The organism is Pseudomonas sp. MH9.3 (assembly GCF_034354675.1).
Classification (GTDB): Bacteria; Pseudomonadota; Gammaproteobacteria; order Pseudomonadales; family Pseudomonadaceae; genus Aquipseudomonas.
On sequence record NZ_CP133785.1, the window covers coordinates 1,979,796 to 2,001,393 of the forward strand.

The 21,598-nt window shown below is 60.6% G+C and carries 17 protein-coding genes; 6 read left to right on the plus strand and 11 right to left on the minus strand.

The features are described 5' to 3' along the window. Nucleotides 1-2 precede the first annotated feature (2 nt). The 5 genes from rlmD to RHM60_RS08420 all read right to left on the minus strand — a co-directional run bounded on the left by rlmD (nt 3) and on the right by RHM60_RS08420 (nt 9,832). On the minus strand, nt 3-1,355 hold the full coding sequence (gene rlmD / locus RHM60_RS08400; protein WP_322214176.1) for a 23S rRNA (uracil(1939)-C(5))-methyltransferase RlmD: 1,353 nt from the start codon (nt 1,353-1,355) through the stop codon (nt 3-5). Then, the gene (gene cysM, locus RHM60_RS08405) at nt 1,355-2,257 is read right to left on the minus strand and encodes a cysteine synthase CysM (RefSeq protein ID WP_209983567.1); all 903 of its coding nucleotides are present in this window, start codon (nt 2,255-2,257) and stop codon (nt 1,355-1,357) included. The genes rlmD and cysM overlap by 1 nt, the downstream gene beginning before the upstream one ends. 107 nt (nt 2,258-2,364) lie before the next feature. Next, nucleotides 2,365-8,229, minus strand: a complete 5,865-nt coding sequence (locus RHM60_RS08410) for a dermonecrotic toxin domain-containing protein (protein WP_322214178.1) — start codon at nt 8,227-8,229, stop codon at nt 2,365-2,367. 106 nt (nt 8,230-8,335) lie between these two features. Beyond that, nucleotides 8,336-8,932: a tRNA-uridine aminocarboxypropyltransferase gene (locus tag RHM60_RS08415; RefSeq protein WP_209983569.1), complete on the minus strand. Its 597-nt coding sequence runs from the start codon at nt 8,930-8,932 to the stop codon at nt 8,336-8,338. A gap of 3 nt (nt 8,933-8,935) precedes the next feature. After that, nucleotides 8,936-9,832, minus strand: a complete 897-nt coding sequence (locus RHM60_RS08420) for a LysR family transcriptional regulator (RefSeq protein ID WP_209983570.1) — start codon at nt 9,830-9,832, stop codon at nt 8,936-8,938. 152 nt (nt 9,833-9,984) lie between these two features. Here RHM60_RS08420 and speB point away from each other — a divergent pair, with 152 nt between their 5' ends. Further along, nucleotides 9,985-10,935, plus strand: coding sequence for an agmatinase (speB, locus tag RHM60_RS08425; RefSeq protein ID WP_322214179.1), 951 nt, complete (start codon nt 9,985-9,987; stop codon nt 10,933-10,935). A gap of 128 nt (nt 10,936-11,063) precedes the next feature. Then, complete coding sequence (locus RHM60_RS08430; protein WP_322214180.1) at nt 11,064-12,446, plus strand: sodium:solute symporter; 1,383 nt, start codon at nt 11,064-11,066, stop codon at nt 12,444-12,446. 55 nt (nt 12,447-12,501) lie between these two features. Here RHM60_RS08430 and RHM60_RS08435 read toward each other — a convergent pair whose 3' ends face one another. The 4 genes from RHM60_RS08435 to RHM60_RS08450 all read right to left on the minus strand — a co-directional run bounded on the left by RHM60_RS08435 (nt 12,502) and on the right by RHM60_RS08450 (nt 15,716). After that, complete coding sequence (locus tag RHM60_RS08435) at nt 12,502-12,624, minus strand: PA1414 family protein (RefSeq protein WP_015372621.1); 123 nt, start codon at nt 12,622-12,624, stop codon at nt 12,502-12,504. A gap of 162 nt (nt 12,625-12,786) precedes the next feature. Beyond that, complete coding sequence (locus tag RHM60_RS08440; RefSeq protein ID WP_231421533.1) at nt 12,787-14,229, minus strand: NCS1 family nucleobase:cation symporter-1; 1,443 nt, start codon at nt 14,227-14,229, stop codon at nt 12,787-12,789. Nucleotides 14,230-14,427: 198 nt separating this feature from the next. After that, a complete protein-coding gene (locus RHM60_RS08445) occupies nt 14,428-14,826 on the minus strand; it encodes a DUF2177 family protein (RefSeq protein WP_231421531.1) in 399 nt (132 codons plus the stop codon). A gap of 53 nt (nt 14,827-14,879) precedes the next feature. Continuing rightward, a complete protein-coding gene (locus RHM60_RS08450; protein WP_231421529.1) occupies nt 14,880-15,716 on the minus strand; it encodes a S1 RNA-binding domain-containing protein in 837 nt (278 codons plus the stop codon). Nucleotides 15,717-16,039: 323 nt separating this feature from the next. Here RHM60_RS08450 and RHM60_RS08455 point away from each other — a divergent pair, with 323 nt between their 5' ends. The 3 genes from RHM60_RS08455 to RHM60_RS08465 all read left to right on the plus strand — a co-directional run bounded on the left by RHM60_RS08455 (nt 16,040) and on the right by RHM60_RS08465 (nt 18,077). Next, a complete protein-coding gene (locus tag RHM60_RS08455; protein WP_003193095.1) occupies nt 16,040-16,219 on the plus strand; it encodes a hypothetical protein in 180 nt (59 codons plus the stop codon). Between the two features lie 206 nt (nt 16,220-16,425). Next, on the plus strand, nt 16,426-17,148 hold the full coding sequence (locus tag RHM60_RS08460) for a TorF family putative porin (RefSeq protein ID WP_209983583.1): 723 nt from the start codon (nt 16,426-16,428) through the stop codon (nt 17,146-17,148). A gap of 65 nt (nt 17,149-17,213) precedes the next feature. Continuing rightward, complete coding sequence (locus tag RHM60_RS08465; protein ID WP_322214181.1) at nt 17,214-18,077, plus strand: DUF6279 family lipoprotein; 864 nt, start codon at nt 17,214-17,216, stop codon at nt 18,075-18,077. Nucleotides 18,078-18,190: 113 nt separating this feature from the next. On the opposite strand, the gene RHM60_RS08470 is transcribed toward RHM60_RS08465, so the two are convergent. Together RHM60_RS08470 and RHM60_RS08475 are read right to left on the minus strand one after the other, a co-directional pair. Further along, nucleotides 18,191-18,592 carry a transcriptional regulator gene (locus RHM60_RS08470; protein ID WP_322214182.1) on the minus strand — a complete coding sequence of 134 codons (402 nt, stop codon included), beginning with the start codon at nt 18,590-18,592 and terminating at the stop codon, nt 18,191-18,193. A 183-nt stretch (nt 18,593-18,775) separates the two neighbouring features. Next, nucleotides 18,776-20,122, minus strand: coding sequence for a DEAD/DEAH box helicase (locus tag RHM60_RS08475; RefSeq protein ID WP_003230485.1), 1,347 nt, complete (start codon nt 20,120-20,122; stop codon nt 18,776-18,778). 194 nt (nt 20,123-20,316) lie between these two features. Here RHM60_RS08475 and RHM60_RS08480 point away from each other — a divergent pair, with 194 nt between their 5' ends. Next, complete coding sequence (locus RHM60_RS08480; protein WP_322214183.1) at nt 20,317-21,597, plus strand: mechanosensitive ion channel family protein; 1,281 nt, start codon at nt 20,317-20,319, stop codon at nt 21,595-21,597. The last annotated feature ends 1 nt before the right edge of the window (nt 21,598 follow it).

Genomic DNA, 21,598 nt, shown 5'->3' on the forward strand with positions numbered 1-21,598 from the left:
TCCTAGCCCGCTTCAAATAACGCCATGGCCTCGACATGTGCCGTCTGCGGAAACATGTCGAGGATCCCGGCACGTTTTAGCCGGTAGCCCTGCCTGACCAACTCAACCGTGTCCCGCGCCAGCGTGGCCGGGTTGCAGGACACATACACCACGCGCCTGGCACCCAGGCTGGCGAGTTTGCGCACAACCTCCTGGGCACCGTCACGGGGTGGATCCAAGAGTACCGCAGAAAAGCCCTGTTTGGCCCACTCTGCGTCAGTCAACGGCTGGGATAAATCGGCCTGAAAAAACTGCGCATTATGCAAATTGTTGCTGCCAGCGTTGAGTGCGGCGCGGTCCACCATGGTCTGCACGCCTTCCACGGCGACCACTTCACGCACCTGCCCGGCCAGCGGCAGGGCAAAATTGCCCAGGCCGCAAAACAGGTCCAGCACCCGCTCATCGGCCTGCGGCGCCAGCCATTGCAACGCCTGGGCGACCATCGCCTCGTTGACCGCGGCATTGACCTGAACGAAGTCTCCCGGCCGGTAGGCCAGCTCCAGGTCCCACGCCTCCAGGCGAAACCCCAGGGGTTGATCAGGCTCTACAGGTTCCGGCTTGCCCTCGCCCTGCAGCCACAGCTGGGCGTCATGAAACGCGCAAAACTCCTTGAGCACCAGCAGGTCCGCCTCAGACAGCGGCGCCATATGCCGCAGCAACACGGCAATCGATGACCCGCTAAACAACTCCACATGCCCCAGCGCCTGAGGCTTGCTCAAGCGGCGCAGCATGTTCGGCAGACGCTGCATGATCGGTTGCAAGGCCTGTACCAGCACCGGGCATTCATCAATGCCGACAATGTCCTGGCTGGCCACGGCCCGAAAACCGACCTCAAGCTTTTTCGCCTTGCTATCCCAGCGCACCGCAACCCGCGCGCGCCGTCGATAGCCGAACTCCGGCCCGCTCAAGGGCGCTGCCCACGCCTGCGGTTCAACACCTGCCACGCGGGTCAGTTGCTCGGCAAGCATGCGCTGCTTCAGGGCAAGCTGTTCGTCGTGGGGCAAGTGCTGCACGCTGCAACCGCCGCAGCGACCGAAGTGCGCGCAGGGTGCCGGGCGACGCAGTTCGCTGGCGGTGAACACACGTTCAGTACGCGCCTCGACCACCTTGCCGTGAGCGCCCAGCACCCGTGCCTCCACGTCCTCGCCAGCCAGTGCACCGTTGACGAACCAGGTGCGGCCTTCAAAGAACACGATGCCCCGGCCATCGTTGGCCAGGCGCTCGATGGTCAGGCGTTGCTTTTTGCCCACGGGAATCTGTGGCGCCCGGCTGCCGCCCGTCGGTTGGAAGCGCAGGCCTCTCTCATGTTTGGCCATCAGTTGGGTTCGTCGAAGATGCCGGTCGACAGGTAGCGGTCGCCTCGGTCACAGATGATCGCGACGATCACCGCGTTTTCAACTTCCCTGGACAAGCGCAACATGCCGGCCACCGAACCGCCGGACGACACGCCGCAGAAGATGCCTTCTTCACGGGCCAGGCGGCGGGTAGTGTCTTCGGCTTCACGCTGGGCCATGTCGATGATGCGGTCCACCCGCGTCGCGTTGTAAATTTTGGGCAGGTACTCTTGCGGCCAGCGACGGATACCCGGGATCGCCGCGCCTTCCATCGGTTGCAGGCCGACGATCTGGATCGCCGGGTTCTGCTCCTTGAGGTAGCGCGAGTTGCCCATGATGGTGCCGGTGGTACCCATGGAACTGACGAAATGGGTGATGGTGCCGCCAGTCTGGCGCCAGATTTCCGGGCCGGTGGTAGCGTAGTGCGCCTCGGGATTGTCGCCGTTGGCGAACTGGTCCAGCACCTGGCCACGGCCTTCGGACGCCATGCGATCGGCCAGGTCACGGGCGCCTTCCATGCCCTGCTCCTGGGTCACCAGAATCAGCTCGGCACCGTAGGCCGTCATCGCAGCCTTGCGCTCGGCGCTGGAGTTGTCGGGCATGATCAGGATCATCCTGTAGCCCTTGATCGCCGCAGCCATGGCCAGGGCGATCCCGGTGTTGCCCGAGGTCGCTTCGATCAGGGTGTCGCCGGGCTTGATCTGCCCGCGCAGCTCGGCACGGGTGATCATCGACAGCGCCGGGCGGTCCTTGACCGAGCCGGCAGGGTTGTTCCCTTCGAGCTTGAGCAACAGGGTATTGCTGGTCTCACCCGCCATGCGTTGCAAGCGAACCAGGGGCGTATTGCCGACGCAGTCGGCGATTGTAGGGTACTGCAAGGTCATGGCGTATTCGCAATCCAGACTGCGGGGGCGAACATCATACCGGGAAAGGTCGGCGCGCCATATCACGCAAAGTGCGGTGCTTATGCCTCAAAGATATAAGCATCAGATCAGCCAATGACAAAGTCCGCCCACTCGCGATCGGTCAACTCCGCCACCAGGGCGTTTTCGGCCGTTGCCCTGGCTGCCTGCAGGGTTTGGACATAGCGCAAGTATTCGCCCTCCGTCATTACAGCGTCTGCAACCTTGTTGCTGGCGATCTCCATCAGTCGATCATAGCCGCGCAGTGTCGTGGCAACACGGCTGCGGTATTTGCGCTTCAGAAACTCCACCCAATGCTCCCTGCTGCGCAGGTGCAGAGGCCAGTTCATGCCCACTTCTTCACGTAAGATGCTGGTACGCAGCGTGTCTACGGAGAGGTTGTCGGGTTGTGCCAAGGGCACGTTGAAGCGTGAAGCAAGCACCAGCGGCAGATCAAGACTCGCCGCCAGAGCGATGCGATAACTGTGGATTCGCGTAAATGCCTGCCAGCGTGTCTGGCCCGGAAAGTGGCGACTGACGTGCTGGCTGATGGAGTCCAACCGCCGCAGCGCCCGGTAATAATGCACAAACGCCGGACCGGCGCTTTGTACGTCCGTGGCGAGCATTCGATACGGTAGCCTGAGCAATTCCAGCTCATGCAGGCTCAACAGGCAACCGTCGATTCCTCCGCTCATGTAACCATAGGGCCGCACGGAATAAATCTGCTCCCCTCCCCCGTGAGACAAAGCCTCGTCGACCAACTGCCACACCCGCCGCGTGATCGTTTCGCGCAGGGTGCGATGGCCCACATCAGCGAACAGCGGATAATCAGCGATATTCCCCAACAGCTCGAAAAAACAGTCCGCCATGGGCTGTGCCTGCAACGCCGCCCAGTCCAGTTGCCGCGCCTGGACTTCGCCAGCCGGCAGCAACGCCAACCAACGATCGGCGCGCTGATCGAAAGAGGCGGAAGGCGCCCAAAGCCCGAAATCAATGTCCGGCTGCCCCTGCCGCTCACCGATTCGGCGCAATAGCTGCCGTGCTTCGGGCGAAAGCGGGTTACCCCGCAGGTTCATCGCCCGATGAACGTCAGGGTAGATAAACAAGTCCGTCTCGGCCAATTCCCTGATCGCATTGTTGCGCAGGTCAAAACTGCGCAGTGCCTGTAGGGTCACGGCCCCCAGCGGCAAGCGGTCCAGGCCGCAATTGCGCAGGTTAAGCTCACGCAAGTGCGAAAGCGCATAGAGTGACAGCCGCCGCCCCTGGCCCAGTGGATTGACCGATAAATCAAGGTTCCTCAAACCGGTCAGCGCAGCCAGTCGATAGGTGTCCTGCAGGTTGAACCCGAGCAGGTTATTGGAAAGGTTGAGCACCGCCAGGTGAGCCATCCCGTCCAAATCCGGTAGATGACTGAGGCGGTTACCTTTGAAGGAGATCACTCGAAGCCCGGGGAAGCTTCGCAGAAACCGATCAGGTAACTCGGTCAGATAATTGCCATTGACGTTCAGCACTGTCACGTGGCCGAAATGGGCGCTCAGTGTCGGCAGGCTTGTGAGTTCCAGATCATCCAGGTTGAGCTCTTCGATAATGCCAGGCGTCAGGCCCTCCTTGGCCCAGCAACGCTGAATCCGGGCCACCGCCAGGGCCCGCGAGCGGACTGATACAGCATTGTTCGCCCCAGCCGAAGCGGCGTCGCGCCACTGCTGCAGGCCCACGTCCAGCGCGTTTCGTTCGCGCACCAGATAGTCGATCATTACAGTACGCTCATCCGTCGAATCACCCGCCTCGCGCAGCAACGCCACCATCTCATCGTCGCTCTTGGAGGGGTATAACGCGCGCAACCGACCGACTTGCTCACGGACCATCGGGCCAAGTCCTTCACGGCCGCTGAGCGGGTAACCGATGCGCCCATCAGCCAGGCGCCGTGGCGGGTTGAAGCGTGGCCGACGGTCGATGTCGAGCACCGTATCAGCGCTCTCCAACGTGTGCCGCTCGCGTTCAGCAATCGAGCGTAAGAGCTCCTCGGGCCCGGATGCGTGGGTGTAGCCCAACGCCTCGCGTTCCGCCTTCGGCAACGCTGTCAATAAAACCGTCAGGAACGGTCCAGGGCTTCCCACCGCTTTGCGCTCACCGTTGTCCAGGGGTGTGTACGCCTGGTAGTGGTGAGAAACCGGTTCAAGCATCCGCCTGAGTGCGGCGCCCTCAGGGCCGATGCTGTCAATCAGACGGCCTCTCTCCCACACCTCGACGCGCAGGTGGGCAGGCCAACCCCGAAGGTCCGGCAGCGCACGCATGATCAGCCTCGTGCTGTCCTCATTCGCCGCCAACCTGCTATACAAGCCTTCCACGGCCCGGATTCTGCGCGAGTACTCCAACATCCGGCGAATATCCGGTGTAAGGCTCAATGGAAGATGGCCCGCCTCCAGGCTTCGCTGCTGCGCCGGGGTGATAGCGTAGACCAGATCGCTGGCAGCCCAAGCCGGCAACCCGGGAAAATACCGCTGCAGCACGCGAGCATGGGGTTTTTTCGACGGCAGCGCTTTTTTCTGACGCAGTGCCTTGTAGAAATGCCGTTCCATCTGCGCCTTGTCGATCCTCACCCCGGTTTCAAGCAACGCAACCTGCTCGGCCCGCGCGACACCTGAACGCCCAACCAGCTCATCGGCCAGATCAGGCCCGACCTCGCCCAGTACTTGATCAAAAAAATCCCGACCCGTTTCCATACCGGTGATCACCCGCTGCTGCAGCGTGTAACGCTCGACGGTGTCCACCAGAACCGCTGGCGGGCGTTCGTTGCGCACATGCACTCTGCGCAGCATGTCCGACGTCACTGCGCTGATCTGCTGGATCTGCTCAATGGCATCCGGCGACAGCGCGCGCGCCAACGGCCCCAGGCGATAAAAAGGTTGTTGCCCGTCCCAGGTCAGAGGGTTTTCCCCTTCATGGCGCCAGGCACCGTTGCCATTGTGGGTCAATACAGGGGAATACGCGTCATTCAAGGACGGATGCTGAACGCGCCAGGCCCCGAGCACCTCATCGTTGAAGACCTTGAAATACTCACCTTCGATGAACAGGTAGTGATCCGTTCCCCGTCGGTAAAGGCCCAATGCGTCGGGTTCGGGGGAAATACCGGTGGTGTCGGTGGTAACCGCGTAATGCTGAATTTCACCTCGACAGGGGTAAAACGATCCGTCAGGCATACGGTTGCGCAGCATTGCATGGGCGACCTGATGACGTAGATCGGCGATGCCTTGCGCACTCAACCCCAACTGCAGCCTGTCCCCTTCCGAAAGCTGACTGACGATCGCTTCATAAAAGCTGTCAGTTCCACTCAATGTCGCTCCGGTGCGTAACTGATGATGGTTGTACGCTGCAAAACGCCCACGCAACTGATCAATGACGACCACATTGCGATCCGCTGGTCCCCTGGACACGTAGGGAACCGCTTGCCCTGCGGGGCTGACCACCAATCGTTGGCCGGTCAGGTCGCGCAGCACAGCATCGGCAAACTCGAAGGCCCAGTTGCAGGTTTGTCGGTCGAAGCGTCGCCCATGAAACAACCCATCGATGATCTTTTCCCGGCGAGCCACCACCCGGGCAGCGCGCAACGCCAGGTAAAGCGCCTCGGGTTGCAATTGCGACGCCAGCAACTGGGCCTGTTGATGCTCGGAAAGCGGATGCTCGCGCAGTACCTCGAGCAAACGCGCCAGGCTAATGTCGGGGTGCAGCGCGCGCAATTGGGTAATCACGGCGGGAACCGGCGTGTCCAGGGTGACGCGATCAGGCAGCAAGGCGTGTACCGCCACGCTGGCCCCGCTCGCCGCAGAGCGGCTGAACTCGGCAAACCGTGTGAGTGCTTCAAACAGATCCGGTTTCAGGGCCCTGGCTTGCAGGGCGAGTTGTTGACCAAGCGCGTGTTCGCCCGCCGGAAAGTGCTCAGGCAGCAACTCGATGATGGCGTTGGGCAAATGGGCAGTGAACTGTTGCGGCGTGCCGTAGGCGAACTGATGGTTTTCCAGTGCAGTCACGCTGACCACGGCGGTCGTCTGAACGAAGCCGCCCTTGCTGTAGCGTCGTACTTCCACGCCCTGCTGGTTGGCAATACTCAGCGCGATGTCCGCCGGCCAGGCTGGCAGCTGGGTGAGCAACGGAGCGAGCACGTCAACGGCTTCAACCGGCACGGTACGCGTGGGGTCGCCCCCCTCGCCAACCCAGTCGATCAGCCGGTCAGCCTGGAACCGCTCAACGGCGTCGACCAGTGAAGCCGAGGGTTGCGCTCCGGCCCAAACCTGCTCCAGCGTCTCCTGCGAGGTGGAACTGCTCACAAGGATCACCTGCATCTCACGGGCTGGCGCGTCCGAACCGAGCATGGCCTCCAGCACCTTGGGGGCGGTTGGCTCGCGATGTTCAGTGACGCCACGCGCTTCGGACAATCGCCGATACAGGCGCTGATGACGACGCTGCACGCTTTTAGCCAGGCGCGTGTGCAGGCGACTGCTGATGAGCAGATCAGCCAGGTCCGCGAAGCCCTGGAGCAAGTCGCCCGGCTCACCTTGCATCGCCTGACTGCCGCCCTCGACCAGCGCTTGCTCCAGCGCCACGAACATCGCAATGGTGCGCACCCGCCCCAGGCCTTTCAAGGCACCCGGCACGGGAATCAAGAGCACATTGAGGATTTCGAGGGCCAGGGTCTTGAACACCTCAAGCAGCGTCGTCATGAAGCCCGGCGTTTGATGGGCCATTTCCTGCAGGTTGGCTCGACACCGCTTGATGTAGAAGTCACTGAGGCTTACGACCGGCACTTTCTCTACGGTATTTCTGACGTAGCCGATCCTTCCGACCGTATCGACTGGCGGGATGGCCTTAGCCAACCGGTAAACCAAATAAGTGACCCCTTCAAAGTCGGTGGGCGACGGTGTGACCTTGGCGATTCGCTTCAGACGCGCACAGTCGCGCAGCGACATTATCGGGTACAGCCAATCGACGTTTCCCTGTCGGAAGGCGCTATCAAAGACCACTCGGAAATGATCGCAAGCTCTGCGGTGACTCTGAAAATGACGCAGGGCGCCCCCCGGACGGCTGGGGAAAAAACTGAACGCGCCCTTGCAGCCAACGACCGAAAACACCAGGTGGGGGATGTTCAACCGGTCGCCTGGCGGCGTACCCACGTAGTGCCCGGTAAGTCCTATGGGCTGAGGTATCCAGCTCGCATTGTCGACACCGTGGGGGATAAACAGCAGCATTTCCTCCTTCGATCCCCAGCTTGCCTTACCGCTCAACGCACGCTGGATCCATTGATATTTTTCTCGGTCAATGCCGCTGGTGATGGTGTTTCTCAGCGCGTCTATCAGCGCGAAAGCAAACTCAGCCGTCGCCAGCGCCGTCACACTGCTACCCAGTGAGCCCGTGGGTTTCAGCGCATCGTCGAGTCGTTGGCGCAACTGCTCGCCCAGATTGAGCCTGCGCACCAGCGCGATGAATTCAGCGGCCGTGGCCTTGACGTGGGTATCCAGGTAACTGGCATCCGCCAGGCCGGTACGGCCAGGGTAGCTCCACCCGGTCAGGCCGTCATAATTGAGGCAGGCAGCGTCCCACAGGCTGAGGCTGGCGACCTTGACTACGCCTTCGGCTGCACGCCGCACGCGCTGTTCAGGTGGCAGGTAGCGGGTATAAATGCGCGCGTTGACCGGATCGATATCCTGTCCGGTCAAGGCCTGCAACTCGGCGCGTAACAACGCCATGGCCTGCTGCTCAAATGCGTGAGTCAGGTCCCTGACGTTTGTTTCCATGCTGCGTTGTGCATCAATACAGGCTTGTTGCAGGCGCACATAGTCGTGCTTTTCCTGGTCGTTGAGTCCGCCAAAAAACGCGTCGAACCTGATTCGCAGAACATCCAGGTTTTGCAGGGCAGACCATTGCGCACGCGTCATCAACGGCGCGCGGCGCTCAGCCATGAATTCGGCCAACGGGTCAGTGGGCGCAGGGGGGTGAGAGGGCTCGGGCATTTCGGGTGTTCCTGAAAAGCCCAGCCTATCCCGTGATTGGCGCCAGGCCCGGTAGCTATGTAGCGCCGTGGTTTCTTTCGAAAACCGCTGGACCCATCGCTGCAATCTGCCCTTCGATCAGTGCCTCGAAGGGTTTGAGCAATGGCTCGAACGACTGCGGTGCTTCCAGCACCTGCAGTGCCTGCACAATCGCCTCCACCGTCGACAACGCCCCTGGCCCCGGCGCCTTGCGCAACCGATAGCGCGACACGCCGCCCTCGGCCAGGGTGACCCGTGGCAATGCCGCCAGCAACGGGTTGAGGTGCAGCAGCTTGCGCGCCTTGCGCCAGGTGCCATCGGGCACCACCAGCAACAGCGGCTGATCGCTCGGCACATAGGCCTGCAACGGCTGGGCATCGTCGCCCGGAAACAACAGGCGTGCCTGATATCCGGGCGGGTTCAACAAGGTCGCCAGATCATCGAACACCTCGCCCACCCGCAGCTGCGCGTTATTCAGACCCAATGCCGCGAGGCGCGCAGTATTGAGCGCATGGTTGACCTCACTCGGGTGCTGCAACAGCAACACGCGGGTGCGGCTGTCCAGACTGGGGATCAGCGCGCACAGGCAATGGCTGGCAGGCCTGAGGCAACGGGAACATTGGGGTCTGGACATGATTTATCGGGCCTGGTTGAGCTGCGCCTTGAGCAGGTCGCGGAAAGTCTGGATCAGCGGCTCGCGGCTGCGACCGCGCCGTATGATCATCGAGAACGGCGCCTGGTAACCGAAGGTCGCGGGCAACAGCACGCGCAGGTCACCCTTGTCGGCCCACGCCTGGGCATAGTGTTCGGGCAGGTAACCGATATAGGCACCGGACAGCACCAGGATCAGCTGCGCTTCCATGCTTTCCACGGTGGCGGCGCTGTGCTTGAAGCCGTGGCGCGCCAGCTCCGCCTGGCTCCAGTAACCGCGCCCGACCATGCGCTGCTGGGTGATCAGCTGTTCGGGGATACGCCGCTCGCTGAACAGGGGATGACGTGTGCTGCAATACAACCAGTGCTGCTCGCGGTACAGCGGCATGTAGATCAGCCCGCTCATACGGGTGGAGAAAGCGCCAATGGCCAGGTCAAGACGATTGTCCTGCACACCGAGCTGCAGTTCATAGGGGCTCATCACCGACAGGTGCAGGTGCACCGCAGGGTGTTCGAGGCTGTAGGCGCCGATCACTTCTGCGAACGGCAGGGCCTTGTCGCTGACCGTGGAGTCGAGCACGCCAAGTCTGAGCGTGCCCCGCAATTCACCCTTCAGCGCGGCGGCGTATTGCTCGAAGCCTTCCAGTTCGCCAAGCAGGCGCAGGGTTTCCTGATGAAACAGTTCGCCTTTGCTGGTGAGGCTGAACCCGCCCCGGCCACGATGGCAGAGCACCAGGCCCAACGCCGCTTCCAGCTGGCTCATGTAGGTGGAAATGGCCGAGGTGGACAAGTTGAGTTCGTGCTGGGCAGTGGCGAACCCCTGGTGCCGCACGACGCTGACGAAGATGCGCAGGAGTTTCAGGTCGGGCAAGGCGCTGGCCATGGAGTCTCCAGAGGCACACACAATCGAGCGAGTTTAACCGCCGGCATCAGTTTAGAAAAATCTGAACTAAGTATTTGCCGCTGGCGATTCTTCCCCTCGCTGGCTTTTCGCAGAATCGGCCCCCTGACACACTAAAACGATGAGGCACTCGCGTGGACAAGATTTTCCATCAACCACTGGGCGGCAACGAAATGCCGCGCTTCGCCGGCATCGCCACCATGATGCGCCTGCCGCACCTGCCAACGGCCAGAGGCCTGGATGCCGCTTTTGTCGGCGTGCCGCTGGATATCGGCACCTCGCTGCGCGCCGGCACCCGCTTCGGGCCGCGTGAAATCCGCGCCGAGTCGGTGATGATCCGCCCCTACAACATGGCCACCGGCGCCGCACCGTTCGATTCGCTGTCGGTAGCGGACATCGGCGACGTGGCGATCAATACCTTCAACCTGCTGGACGCTGTGCGCATCATCGAACACGCCTACGATGACATCCTCGAACACAACGTGATTCCTCTTACCCTGGGCGGCGATCACACCATCACGCTGCCGATCCTGCGGGCAATCCACAAGAAATACGGCAAGGTCGGGCTGGTGCACATCGATGCCCACGCCGACGTCAACGACCATATGTTCGGCGAGAAAATCGCTCACGGCACCACCTTCCGCCGCGCTGTCGAGGAAGGCCTGCTCGACTGCGACCGCGTGGTGCAGATCGGCCTGCGTGCCCAGGGCTATACCGCCGAAGACTTCAACTGGAGCCGCAAGCAGGGCTTTCGCGTAGTGCAGGCCGAAGAATGCTGGCACCACTCACTCGCGCCGTTGATGGACGAAGTACGCGAGAAAGTCGGCGGCGGCCCGGTGTACCTGAGTTTCGACATCGACGGCATCGACCCGGCCTGGGCGCCCGGCACCGGCACCCCGGAAATCGGCGGGCTGACCACCATCCAGGCGATCGAAATCATCCGCGGCTGCCAGGGCCTCGACCTGATTGGTTGTGATTTGGTAGAAGTTTCACCGCCCTACGACACCACCGGCAACACCTCGTTGCTGGGCGCCAACCTGCTGTACGAGATGCTCTGCGTGCTGCCTGGCGTGGCACGCCGCTGATGAGTGCACTCGTGCACTGACTGCCAACGGGGCCGTAGACCTCGAGGCACCTGATTCTTGCTTTGCGTATTTGCGCAGCCGTCTGCCGCCAGCTCGCCCACAAAAAATATAATCGGAGAACCGCCGTCATGGCTTTGGATTTATTCGTCGTACTCATCTACGCCGCCGGCATGCTCGTGCTCGGCTATTACGGCATGCGCCGTGCCAGGACCCATGAAGATTACCTGGTGGCCGGGCGCAACCTGGGCCCGTCGCTGTACATGGGCACCATGGCCGCCACGGTGCTGGGCGGCGCGTCCACCGTCGGCACCGTGCGCCTGGGTTACGTACACGGCATCTCCGGCTTCTGGCTGTGCGCTGCGCTGGGCATGGGGATCATTGCGCTGAACCTGTTCCTGGCCAAGCCGCTGCTCAAGCTGAAGATATTCACCGTCACCCAGGTTCTGGAAAAGCGCTACAACCCCATGGCACGGCAGGCCAGCGCGGTGATCATGCTGGCCTACGCGGTGATGCTGGGCGTGACGTCGGTGCTGGGGATCTGCACCGTGCTGCAGGTCTTGTTCGGCCTGCCCTTCTGGAGTTCATTGTTGCTGGGCGGTGGTGTGGTGGTGGTGTACTCGACCATCGGCGGCATGTGGTCGCTGACGCTGACCGACATTGTGCAGTTCGTGATCAAGACCGTCGGCCTGATGTTCATCCTGCTGCCGATCTGCCTGTACCGCGTCGGTGGCTGGGATGAACTGGTGAACCGCCTGCCACCGTCGAGCTTCAGCTTCACGGCAATCGGCTGGGACACGATCATCACCTACTTCATGATCTACTTCTTCGGCATCCTGATCGGCCAGGACATCTGGCAGCGAGTGTTCACAGCGCGTGACGCGAAGGTCGCCCAATACGCCGGCACATTCGCCGGCTTCTACTGCATCCTCTACGGTCTGGCCTGCGCCCTGATCGGCATGGCGGCGCATGTGCTGATCCCCGACCTGGATAACGTCAACAACGCATTTGCCGCCATCGTCAAACTGTCGCTGCCGGACGGCATTCGCGGCCTGGTGATCGCTGCGGCGCTGGCGGCGATGATGTCGACCGCCAGCGCCAGCCTGCTCGCGGCCTCCACTGTCCTCACCGAAGACCTGCTGCCACGCCTGCGCAGCGGCAGGCAGTCGAGCCTGGGCATCAACCGTTTGTTCACCTTACTGACCGGGGCGGCAGTGCTGGCTATCGCGTTGATGGTCAGCGATGTGATCAGCGCGCTGACCCTGGCCTATAACCTGCTGGTGGGCGGCATGCTGATCCCGCTGATGGGGGCGATTTTCTGGAAACGTTCGACCACATCGGCGGCCATTGCCTCCATGACGTTGGGCTTTTTGACCGCACTGGTGTTCATGTTCAAAGATGGGCTGGATGCGAACACGCCGATCTACTACAGCCTGGCGGTGGGTTTGGTGACTCTTGTGGGGATGAGTGCGTTGTCGCGTAAACCGCAGGCGGCTGCGGTTCGCGTGGTTTAACCACGAGCACAACGTAAATGTGGGAGCGGGCTTGCTCGCTCCCACACATTAATGCTTAGCGGCGACGCGGACGACGCTGCTCGTCATCGGTGCGGATCGGCACCGGTTGCAGGGGTGGCTCGATCAAGCCGAGTGCCACGCCGAGGTCATGGAGCCAGTTGTGGATTTTCTCTTTCATGGTTGCCCCCCTTGAGGGTGTGCGAGTCGGCGGATATATGTCGCCGTTTCCTACACTGATAGTAGCCCTAAGTCCTACGTAATGCTTGAACGAAACCACAACTAACTATTACTGGATGGATCCGAATCCTGACGCTTCGTTCAAGCTATCACACGCTGAGGGTTAGCCGGCAACTATCGGGGCGCCAACCCTTACCTGCTCACGGCGCGCCAGTATCAGAAAAAACAGCCCGCCCAGGAAGCACCCGGTGAACCAGGCAAAGTTGGCCATCCCCTGCAATGCCGGCGTGAAGGTGATCGCCACCCCCACCAGCGTCGCTGGCACCAGCGCTTTTACCGCCGTCCAGTTCACTCCGCCGTCGAAGTAATAGCGCCCGCTCGGGCTGTCATCGAACAGGGCATCCACGTCGATTTTCTGTTTTTTGATCAGGTAGAAGTCCACCAGCAGAATCCCGAACAGCGGTCCGATGAATGCCGCGAGGATATCCAGGGTGTAGTGGATCATCAGCGGGTTGTTGAACAGATTCCATGGCGTGATGAAGATCGACGCCACTGCAGCGATCATTCCGCCGGCGCGCCAGCTGATTTTGCTCGGCGCGACATTGGCGAAATCGAATGCCGGGGATACGAAATTGGCGACGATATTGATACCGATGGTCGCGGTGACGAAGGCAAAGGCGCCCAGCAGTACGGCCATGTCGTTGTCGATGCGCGAGACGGTGGCGATCGGATCATGCAGCATTTCGCCAAACACCGGCAAAGTCCCCGAGACGATCACCACGGTCACCAGGGAGAACGCCAGGAAGTTTACCGGCAGCCCCCAGAAGTTGCCGCGCCGCACATCCTGCATGCTGCGGCAGTAACGGCTGAAATCGCCAAAGTTCAGTGTTGGCCCGGAGAAGTAAGACACCACCAGCGCAGTCGCCACGATCACCTGACCGAATGCCTGCCAGCCCGACAGGGACTTTTCGGCCAGGGTGAAGCTGATGTTGCTCCAGCCCGCTTTCCACACGATCCAGCCCGCCAGGGCGAACATCACCGCATACACCACCGGCCCCGCCCAATCGATAAAACGACGGATCGACTCCATCCCGGCCCAGAACACCGCCGCCTGCAACACCCACAACGTCAGGAAACCAAACCAGCCCAGGTAAGACAGGCCCGCGAAGTGCGGCTCTGCATATACCGCCATCTGTGGGAAAAAGCGCAGCACCACAATGATCAAGGCACTGGACGCCAGGTACGTCTGAATGCCGTACCACGCCACCGCAATCAGGCCGCGAATCACTGCGGGAATATTTGCCCCGAATACGCCGAATGCCAGCCGGCAGATCACCGGGTACGGCACCGCAGCCTGCTGACTCGGCCTGGCGACGAGGTTGGCGATCAACTGCACGATACAAATGCCGGCCAGCAACGCGATCAGCACCTGCCAACTGGCCAGGCCCAGCGCAAACAGGCTGGCGGCGAACACGTAGCCGCCGACGCTGTGCACATCGCTCATCCAGAAGGCGAAGATGTTGTACCAGGTCCATTTCTGCGGCAGCGGGCCCAGGTCCTGGTTGTACAGGCGTGGGCTGTAGCCTTTGGGCAATTGTTCGGTCATCGCTTGGCTCCTCGAAATACCGGCCTGCGCATCCGTAACAGGGTGCATACGGGAGGCGGCATGGTTTGTATACGAGGTAGTCAGCAGATTGCGTGCCAATAGCACACAATCCCTCTGGAACGGCGCTCCAAAGGGATACATGGCGCTTTAGCTGCGGGAGCCGCGCTCAACAACGGTGCAGATCAATCCTGTACACAATCACCGGTGCACTCGTTGTGCACACAGGTACCCTACCGTGCAACAGGTTGCCGTCAGGAAGGTGCCCCAGGCCATATCCATCAGCGCAAGCCCGGCGGACCAACCCTGCAAGGTGGCCCAGTTGCTCAGGTCGTACGTGCCGTAGGCCACCAGTCCGAGCAAGGCGCCCATGCGCGCGGCGCGCTGCCAGCTCGCGCTGGGCAGCACCACGAACACCACGCAACCAATGACGTAGAGAACATAGAACAGCACAGCGGGCAGCACGCGCGGCTGATCAAGCATCAGCGAACCGAGCAGGGATTTGTAGGTAGGCCCCATGAGCACGCCAAGCCACAGGCCGTCGAGAATCAGAAAGGCAACGAGGGTGCCGAGGCAGGCAAACAGCGTTTTCTTGGACATCACGAAGGACCTTGTAGGAGCGAGTGTGCGCCTACAGCTAGAGCAAACCGCGCTCAGCTTAGTTCAATGCGATCCGCGTGAATCACGATCTGGCCCTGTTTATAGAGCGCACCAATCGCCTTCTTGAAGTTGCCCTTGCTCACGCCGAACAAGTTGCTGATAACCGCAGGATCACTTTTATCGCTGACCGGCAACGTGCCGTTGTTGTCGCGCAACTTGGCGAGAATCTTCGAGTTGAGGCTCGACGCCGCTTCCTGGCCGACCGGCTGCAGGCTCAGGCTGATGTTGCCATCGGCGCGAATTTCCTTGATGAAACCCTTCTCTTCCTTGCCAGGGCGCAGGAACTTGAACACCTCATTCTTGTGAATCAGGCCCCAGTGTTTGTTGTTGATGATCGCCTTGAAACCCATGTCGGTCGCTTCAGCCACCAGCAGGTCGACTTCCTGGCCCACCTGGTAATTGGCCGGCGTCTTGTCGAGGTAGCGGTCGAGGCGTGCGGTGGCGGTAATGCGCCGGGTGTGTTTGTCGAGGTAGACGTGCACCACGCAGTATTCACCAGCGGTCAACTGGCGTTTTTCTTCCGAATACGGCAGCAACAGATCCTTGGGCAGCCCCCAATCGAGGAACACACCAATACTATTCACTTCAACGACTTTCAAACTGGCGAATTCGCCAACCTGAACTTTGGGTTTTTCCGTCGTGGCGATAAGTTTGTCATCGCTGTCCAGATAAATGAAAACGTTAAGCCAGTCTTCATCTTCACTGGGAATATCCTTGGGGATATACCGATTGGGCAAGAGGATTTCGCCATCCTGCGCACCGTCCAGGTACAAACCAAAGTGAGTGTGTTTAACCACTTGCAAGCTGTTGTAGCGCCCGACTAAAGCCATTTCCAAATACCCTCATTACGTGGGCGGCATTCTACCCGAGTTGAGACCGGCACGCGCGTGGCCCTCGAAAATCTCGGGCAGGCATGGCGTTCCACTGGCGCAGCCCGCTCGTCTGATCACTTCGCTGGATGCTGGCGCGCTACCTGGCACCGTCCAACCTGTTGATTCTATTTAAAACAGTAAGTTAGCCATTTAATTCAGGGATTAATGGGCCTCCATTACCAGCCTGACACTCAGCCTCCTGGGGATATTTGCCAAGCAATTGTCAAGTATTTCCTGTACGATGCTTGGCCAAGTTAATTCTCTACAGGTTAGTGGCCGCCATGCGTGTAAAAGCATCCAACAGCAAAGCAAAGCCAGCTCCCGCCGTTGAAACCAGCGAATCGATCAACAGCCAGATTGCTGCTTTCCTCAAGTCCGGCGGCGAAATCCAGCAAATTGCCAAGGGCGTAAGCGGCCAGACTTTCGGCCCGTCCAAGCAGATCAGCCTGGGCAAGAAGTAACACCCGCGCAGCACATCTGGTCCCTACGCGTCTTGCCCTCAAGGCGCTAGGACTGGAATCCGAGACACCCTCCTGCTTTACCTCAAACTGCGCTAATCGACGAACGGGCCTCATCGCCGATCATTCGCCGTTATGCTTGCACACGTCTAGTACGGGCATCTGCCCGATTTCGTCCGTCCTGCTCCTCGCTTTTCATGGAGTGAAGCATGTTCAAACCATGCATTTTTCTGGTCAGCGCCCTGATCGCCAGCCCGCTCGCCGAAGCGCAGATATTTCAGCGCGAATGGGGAGACTTCGACCTCAAGTTGGGCACCACGCCCAGCCGCTCCATGGCTCAGGGCTTGGTCAAGCCCACCTCGCCCGGCAGCGACTCATTCCACGGCGGCCTGGATTTAAGCCACAACAGCGGCCTGTACTTTGGTCAATTTTCGCCGAATATGGGGCTATCGTCCTCCCGCGACCTCGAAGTCGATTCGTACATGGGCTTCAAACACCCTTTCGATCAGACCCTGGGCTACGAAGTCGGCCTGATCCACTACAGCTACCCCACGCTCAGTCCCCTCGACAGCCAGGAGTTCTACGGCGGCCTCAACCTGCTCGGCAACCGTTTCGGCGCCTCCTTCAGCAACGACCCCGACCGTCAGGACAGCACGCTGTTTGCCGACCTCACCGGCACCCAGCCCTTCGGCATCGGTGTCAGCATGAAGTACACCACCCATCAACTCGGCACCCCGGTCGCGGTGGACAACGGCTCGATCCGCAGCTTCAGTGACTGGTCGGTACAGTTTTCCAGGGCATGGAAAGGCATCGATCTGGACCTGATCTACAGCGACTCCAGCCTTAGCGGCGGCGACTGTTCGGCCTACTCCGGACACAACTCGCAATGCGATGGCCTATTGACCTTGAAGGCCGCCCGCTCGTTTTATTAATGGGCTGAACTGTCGCGCCTCGCGCAGGTTCAGATACGTGAACCCCTCTGCGCAAGGACCCGCCCATGCTACGCCGGCTCAAACTTCTGGTGGTACTGCTGACGCTCGGCCTGGTGCTCGCCGGCTGCAATCGCGTGGGCCTGGCCTACCGCAATCTCGACGTGATCATCCCCTGGACCCTCAACGACTACCTGGACATGAATGCCGGGCAGAAGAGCTGGTTCAACGACACCCTCAAGCAGCACCTGGCCTGGCATTGCACCACGCAGTTGCCGGGTTATCTGGACTGGCTGGATCGCCTGCAGCAGATGGTCGATGACAATCAGGTCACCGATGCAGCGCTGCAAGCACGAACTGTCGAAGCCAAACAGGCGATCGCCGACGTCGCGCGGGAGATCACGCCATCGGCGATTCAACTGCTGCAGGGGCTGGATGATCAACAGGTCAAGGAGATGAACGACGCCCTGGCCAAGGACCTGCGCAAACGCCAGGACGAATACCTGAAGCCGCCACTGACCCAGCAGATCAAGGAGCGCGCCGAGCGGATGAACAAGCGCCTGGATGCCTGGATGGGACCGCTCAGCGCCAGCCAGCAGAGCCGCGTGATGGCCTGGTCAACGGAACTGGGTGATCAGAACACCGCCTGGATCGGCAATCGCGCCCATTGGCAGGCCCAGCTCATCGACGCCGTGAAGCAACGCCAGAGTGCCGATTTCCCACAGAAGGTGCAGCAATTGCTGGTGGACCGCGAAAGCTTGTGGACACCGGAATACCGCGCAGCCTATGCCCAGACGGAAGCAGCGGCGCGCAGCCTGATCGTGGATTTGATGGCGCAGAGTTCCGCACAACAGCGAATCAAGCTCACGCAAAAAATCGACGGTGTGCGGGGTGATTTCAAAGCATTGAAGTGCCTGAAGGCAGCCAACTGATAACCATGTGTGGGATGGGGTTTGCTAACGATTGCGGGTGTCGGTCAGCCTATTGATGACTGACCTACCGCTATCGGGAGCAAGCCCCCTCCCACATGGGTCGGGCATGACCTTCAGATCGCACCACCGGCAATCGCGGCTTGGGAAGCCACTTTTTCGAAGGTTGCCTCATCCAGCGCATCTACCTGTTCGTCCAGGACCTGGCGCGTATCGCGTTCGCCGGGAATGGCACTGTCGATCAGCGACAGCAGGCTCGAACCCCGTGGCGTTAAAATAAAATTCTCGCCATTGCCACCCTCTGCCTTCGGGCGCGACTCAATGAACCCGCGCTTGAGCAACAGCGCTTCATAATCCGCAGCGGTTTCTTTCAGCGCGTCAAGGTTGCCGACCGACTCGCCCGCCATGGCCTTGCCAGCGGCTTCCTGCGCGGCGTATTTGCGCGGAGCAAAGCTACCCTCGCCGTTCTGCACTTCGTGCAGCAAACGTTCGATCAGATCCCAGTTGTAAGTCGTCATCCTGATTCCTCCTGCAGGCCGTTGAAAAGTAGCCCGTAAAAGCTGTGACCCACAGCATCACTCTGCGTTCAGCCGAATGGACAGACGCCATTTTCCTGAAGTTTCCAGACGTTCCCGGCGCCAGGCGCACATCATCGCGCATAAAAAAACCGGACATTGTCCGGTTTTTTTGTTGCCAGCGCGTTATTCCGCAGCCGGCGCTTCCGGCTTGCGACGTTTGAGCGGGGCCATGCCATCCTTGCTGACGAGGGACAGATTGTCGGTCTTCGGACGATTGGCAATCTTGCGCTTGGTCGGCGACTTGGCGCCGGCTTTCTTCTTGTCGCCCTTGGCGTCGGTCTTTTTCTTCTTCACGCCAACAGCCTTGCCCGATGCCTTGACCTTCTTCGGCCCAGTGTAAGTGCCTTTGACTTCCTTGATGGTGCGGCGCTCGAACGACTGCTTGAGGTAGCGCTCGATGCTCGACATCAGGTTCCAATCGCCGTGGCAGATCAGCGAGATCGCCAGGCCATCGTTGCCGGCACGCCCGGTGCGGCCGATACGGTGCACGTATTCGTCGCCGCTGCGGGGCATATCGAAGTTGATGACCATATCCAGGCCATCCACGTCCAGGCCGCGCGCGGCGACGTCAGTGGCGACCAGAATCTTCACGCCGCCCGCCTTCAGACGGTCGATGGCCAGTTTGCGGTCCTTCTGGTCTTTTTCGCCGTGCAGCACGAACGCCTTGTATTCCTGGGCCACCAGACGACCGTAGATGCGGTCGGCAGCGGCGCGGGTGTTGGTGAACACAATGGCCTTCTGATACGTTTCGTTGGCCAGCAACCAGTTGAGGATCTGTTCCTTGTGCACGTTATGGTCAGCCATGACGATCTGCTGACGCGTGGTCGCGTTCAGGTCGCTGACGTTGTTGACCTGCAAGTGCTCAGGGTTGTTCAGCACCTTGGCGACCATGTCGCGCAGGGTCGAGCCGCCGGTGGTGGCGGAGAAGAGCATGGTCTGCTGACGGTTGACGCACTCACTGACCAGACGCTGCACGTCGTCGGCAAAGCCCATGTCGAGCATGCGGTCGGCTTCGTCGAGCACCAGCACTTCGACTTCCTTGAGGTCGAGGTTACCGGCGTTGAGCTGCTCGATCATGCGGCCCGGCGTGCCGATCAGGATGTCCGGCACCTTGCGCAGCATCGCGGCCTGGACCTTGAAGTCTTCGCCGCCGGTGATCAGGCCGGACTTGATGAAGGTGAACTGCGAAAAGCGCTCCACTTCCTTCAAGGTCTGCTGGGCCAGCTCGCGGGTGGGCAGCAGGATCAGCGTCTTGATGCTGACACGCACTTTGGCCGGGCCGATCAGGCGGTTGAGAATCGGCAGGACGAAAGCGGCGGTCTTGCCACTGCCGGTTTGAGCCGTCACCCGCAGGTCACGCCCTTCGAGCGCGAGCGGAATGGCCGCTGCCTGCACAGGCGTTGGCTCGACAAATTTAAGCTCGGCCACGGCTTTGAGCAGGCGTTCGTGCAGGGCGAATTGGGAAAACACGGGTGCTACCTCGAAGAAATACAAAATATCAGCTGCATAGGGTAACGGTTTCGGGCGTCCAAACCGAGTTTCTTTACGCGAACAGTGCTAATCGGCAGCTTTTTTGTGAGTGTATTTGTCCATAGCGTCAACTTCAGCGCACTTAAATGCTCTAATCGGCCACGTCTTGTCTTACAGAGGAATCGGCTTTACCCATGGATATCAAACAGCTGTGGCGCAACGTGCAAGATCTCTGGGGCACCCTCGACGAGCATCCGTTGCTGCATTCCAGCCTCGGCCTGCTGGTATTGCTGGTGGTGGCCCTGTTGCTCGGGCGCGTGGCACGTTACCTGATCCTGCACGCGGTCAAGCTGCTCGGCCGGCAACCGGCCCTGCACTGGCTCAACGACCTGCGGCACAACAAAGTGTTTCATCGTCTGGCGCAAATGACGCCGTCCCTGGTGATCCAGTTCGGCCTGTACCTGGTGCCGGACCTGAGCAAGACCGCCATCCTGTTTATCGGCAACGTGTCCCTGGCAATCACCATACTGTTCATGACGCTGGCCGTGAGCGCCCTGCTCAACGCGTTGCTGGACATCTATGCGCGCACCGAACACGCCCGCACCCGCTCGATCAAGGGCTATGTGCAGTTGACGAAAATGGTGTTGTTCGTGTTTGCCGCGATCATCATCGTCGCCACCTTGATCGACCGCTCGCCGCTGTTGCTGCTGTCCGGTCTGGGTGCCATGTCGGCGGTCATCCTGTTGGTGTACAAGGACACCCTGCTGTCATTCGTCGCCAGCGTGCAGCTCACCAGCAACGACATGCTGCGCGTGGGCGACTGGATCGAGATGCCTCAGGTGGGCGCCGACGGCGATGTGGTGGACATCACCCTGCACACGGTCAAGGTGCAGAACTTTGACAAAACCATCGTCTCCATCCCCACCTGGCGCCTGATGTCGGAGTCGTTCAAGAACTGGCGCGGCATGCAGGCCTCGGGCGGGCGCCGCATCAAGCGCAGCCTGTTTATCGATGCCAGCGGCGTGCGCTTTCTGCGCGATGACGAAGAAGTGCGCATGACCCAGGTTCACCTGCTCACCGACTACATCAGCCGCAAGCAGGCCGAACTCAAGGCCTGGAACGAGGCCCAGGGCAACAGCGCGCAACTGTCGGCCAACCGTCGCCGCATGACCAACCTCGGCACCTTCCGCGCCTACGCCCTGGCCTATCTGAGAAGCCATCCGGACATTCAGCCGAATATGACCTGCATGGTGCGCCAGATGCAAACCACCGCCCAGGGCGTGCCGCTGGAAATTTACTGCTTTACCCGCACCACCGCGTGGGCGGATTACGAACGGATCCAGGGGGATATTTTTGATTACCTGTTGGCGGTGTTGCCGGAATTCGGCTTGAGCCTGTATCAGCAGCCAAGCGGCAATGACCTGCGGGCAGGCGTGTTCAGCCCACTGCCTGCGCAGGAAAACAGCGCCCTCTAAC

What these genes read in the sequence shown, in the direction of transcription:
- rlmD (WP_322214176.1), bottom strand. Translation starts at nt 1,355, where the DNA reads ATGGCCAAACATGAGAGAGGCCTGCGCTTCCAACCGACGGGCGGCAGC.
- cysM (WP_209983567.1), bottom strand. Translation starts at nt 2,257, where the DNA reads ATGACCTTGCAGTACCCTACAATCGCCGACTGCGTCGGCAATACGCCC.
- RHM60_RS08410 (WP_322214178.1), bottom strand. Translation starts at nt 8,229, where the DNA reads ATGGCTGAGCGCCGCGCGCCGTTGATGACGCGTGCGCAATGGTCTGCC.
- RHM60_RS08415 (WP_209983569.1), bottom strand. Translation starts at nt 8,932, where the DNA reads ATGTCCAGACCCCAATGTTCCCGTTGCCTCAGGCCTGCCAGCCATTGC.
- RHM60_RS08420 (WP_209983570.1), bottom strand. Translation starts at nt 9,832, where the DNA reads ATGGCCAGCGCCTTGCCCGACCTGAAACTCCTGCGCATCTTCGTCAGC.
- RHM60_RS08430 (WP_322214180.1), top strand. Translation starts at nt 11,064, where the DNA reads ATGGCTTTGGATTTATTCGTCGTACTCATCTACGCCGCCGGCATGCTC.
- RHM60_RS08435 (WP_015372621.1), bottom strand. Translation starts at nt 12,624, where the DNA reads ATGAAAGAGAAAATCCACAACTGGCTCCATGACCTCGGCGTGGCACTC.
- RHM60_RS08440 (WP_231421533.1), bottom strand. Translation starts at nt 14,229, where the DNA reads ATGACCGAACAATTGCCCAAAGGCTACAGCCCACGCCTGTACAACCAG.
- RHM60_RS08445 (WP_231421531.1), bottom strand. Translation starts at nt 14,826, where the DNA reads ATGTCCAAGAAAACGCTGTTTGCCTGCCTCGGCACCCTCGTTGCCTTT.
- RHM60_RS08450 (WP_231421529.1), bottom strand. Translation starts at nt 15,716, where the DNA reads ATGGCTTTAGTCGGGCGCTACAACAGCTTGCAAGTGGTTAAACACACT.
- RHM60_RS08455 (WP_003193095.1), top strand. Translation starts at nt 16,040, where the DNA reads ATGCGTGTAAAAGCATCCAACAGCAAAGCAAAGCCAGCTCCCGCCGTT.
- RHM60_RS08460 (WP_209983583.1), top strand. Translation starts at nt 16,426, where the DNA reads ATGTTCAAACCATGCATTTTTCTGGTCAGCGCCCTGATCGCCAGCCCG.
- RHM60_RS08465 (WP_322214181.1), top strand. Translation starts at nt 17,214, where the DNA reads ATGCTACGCCGGCTCAAACTTCTGGTGGTACTGCTGACGCTCGGCCTG.
- RHM60_RS08470 (WP_322214182.1), bottom strand. Translation starts at nt 18,592, where the DNA reads ATGACGACTTACAACTGGGATCTGATCGAACGTTTGCTGCACGAAGTG.
- RHM60_RS08480 (WP_322214183.1), top strand. Translation starts at nt 20,317, where the DNA reads ATGGATATCAAACAGCTGTGGCGCAACGTGCAAGATCTCTGGGGCACC.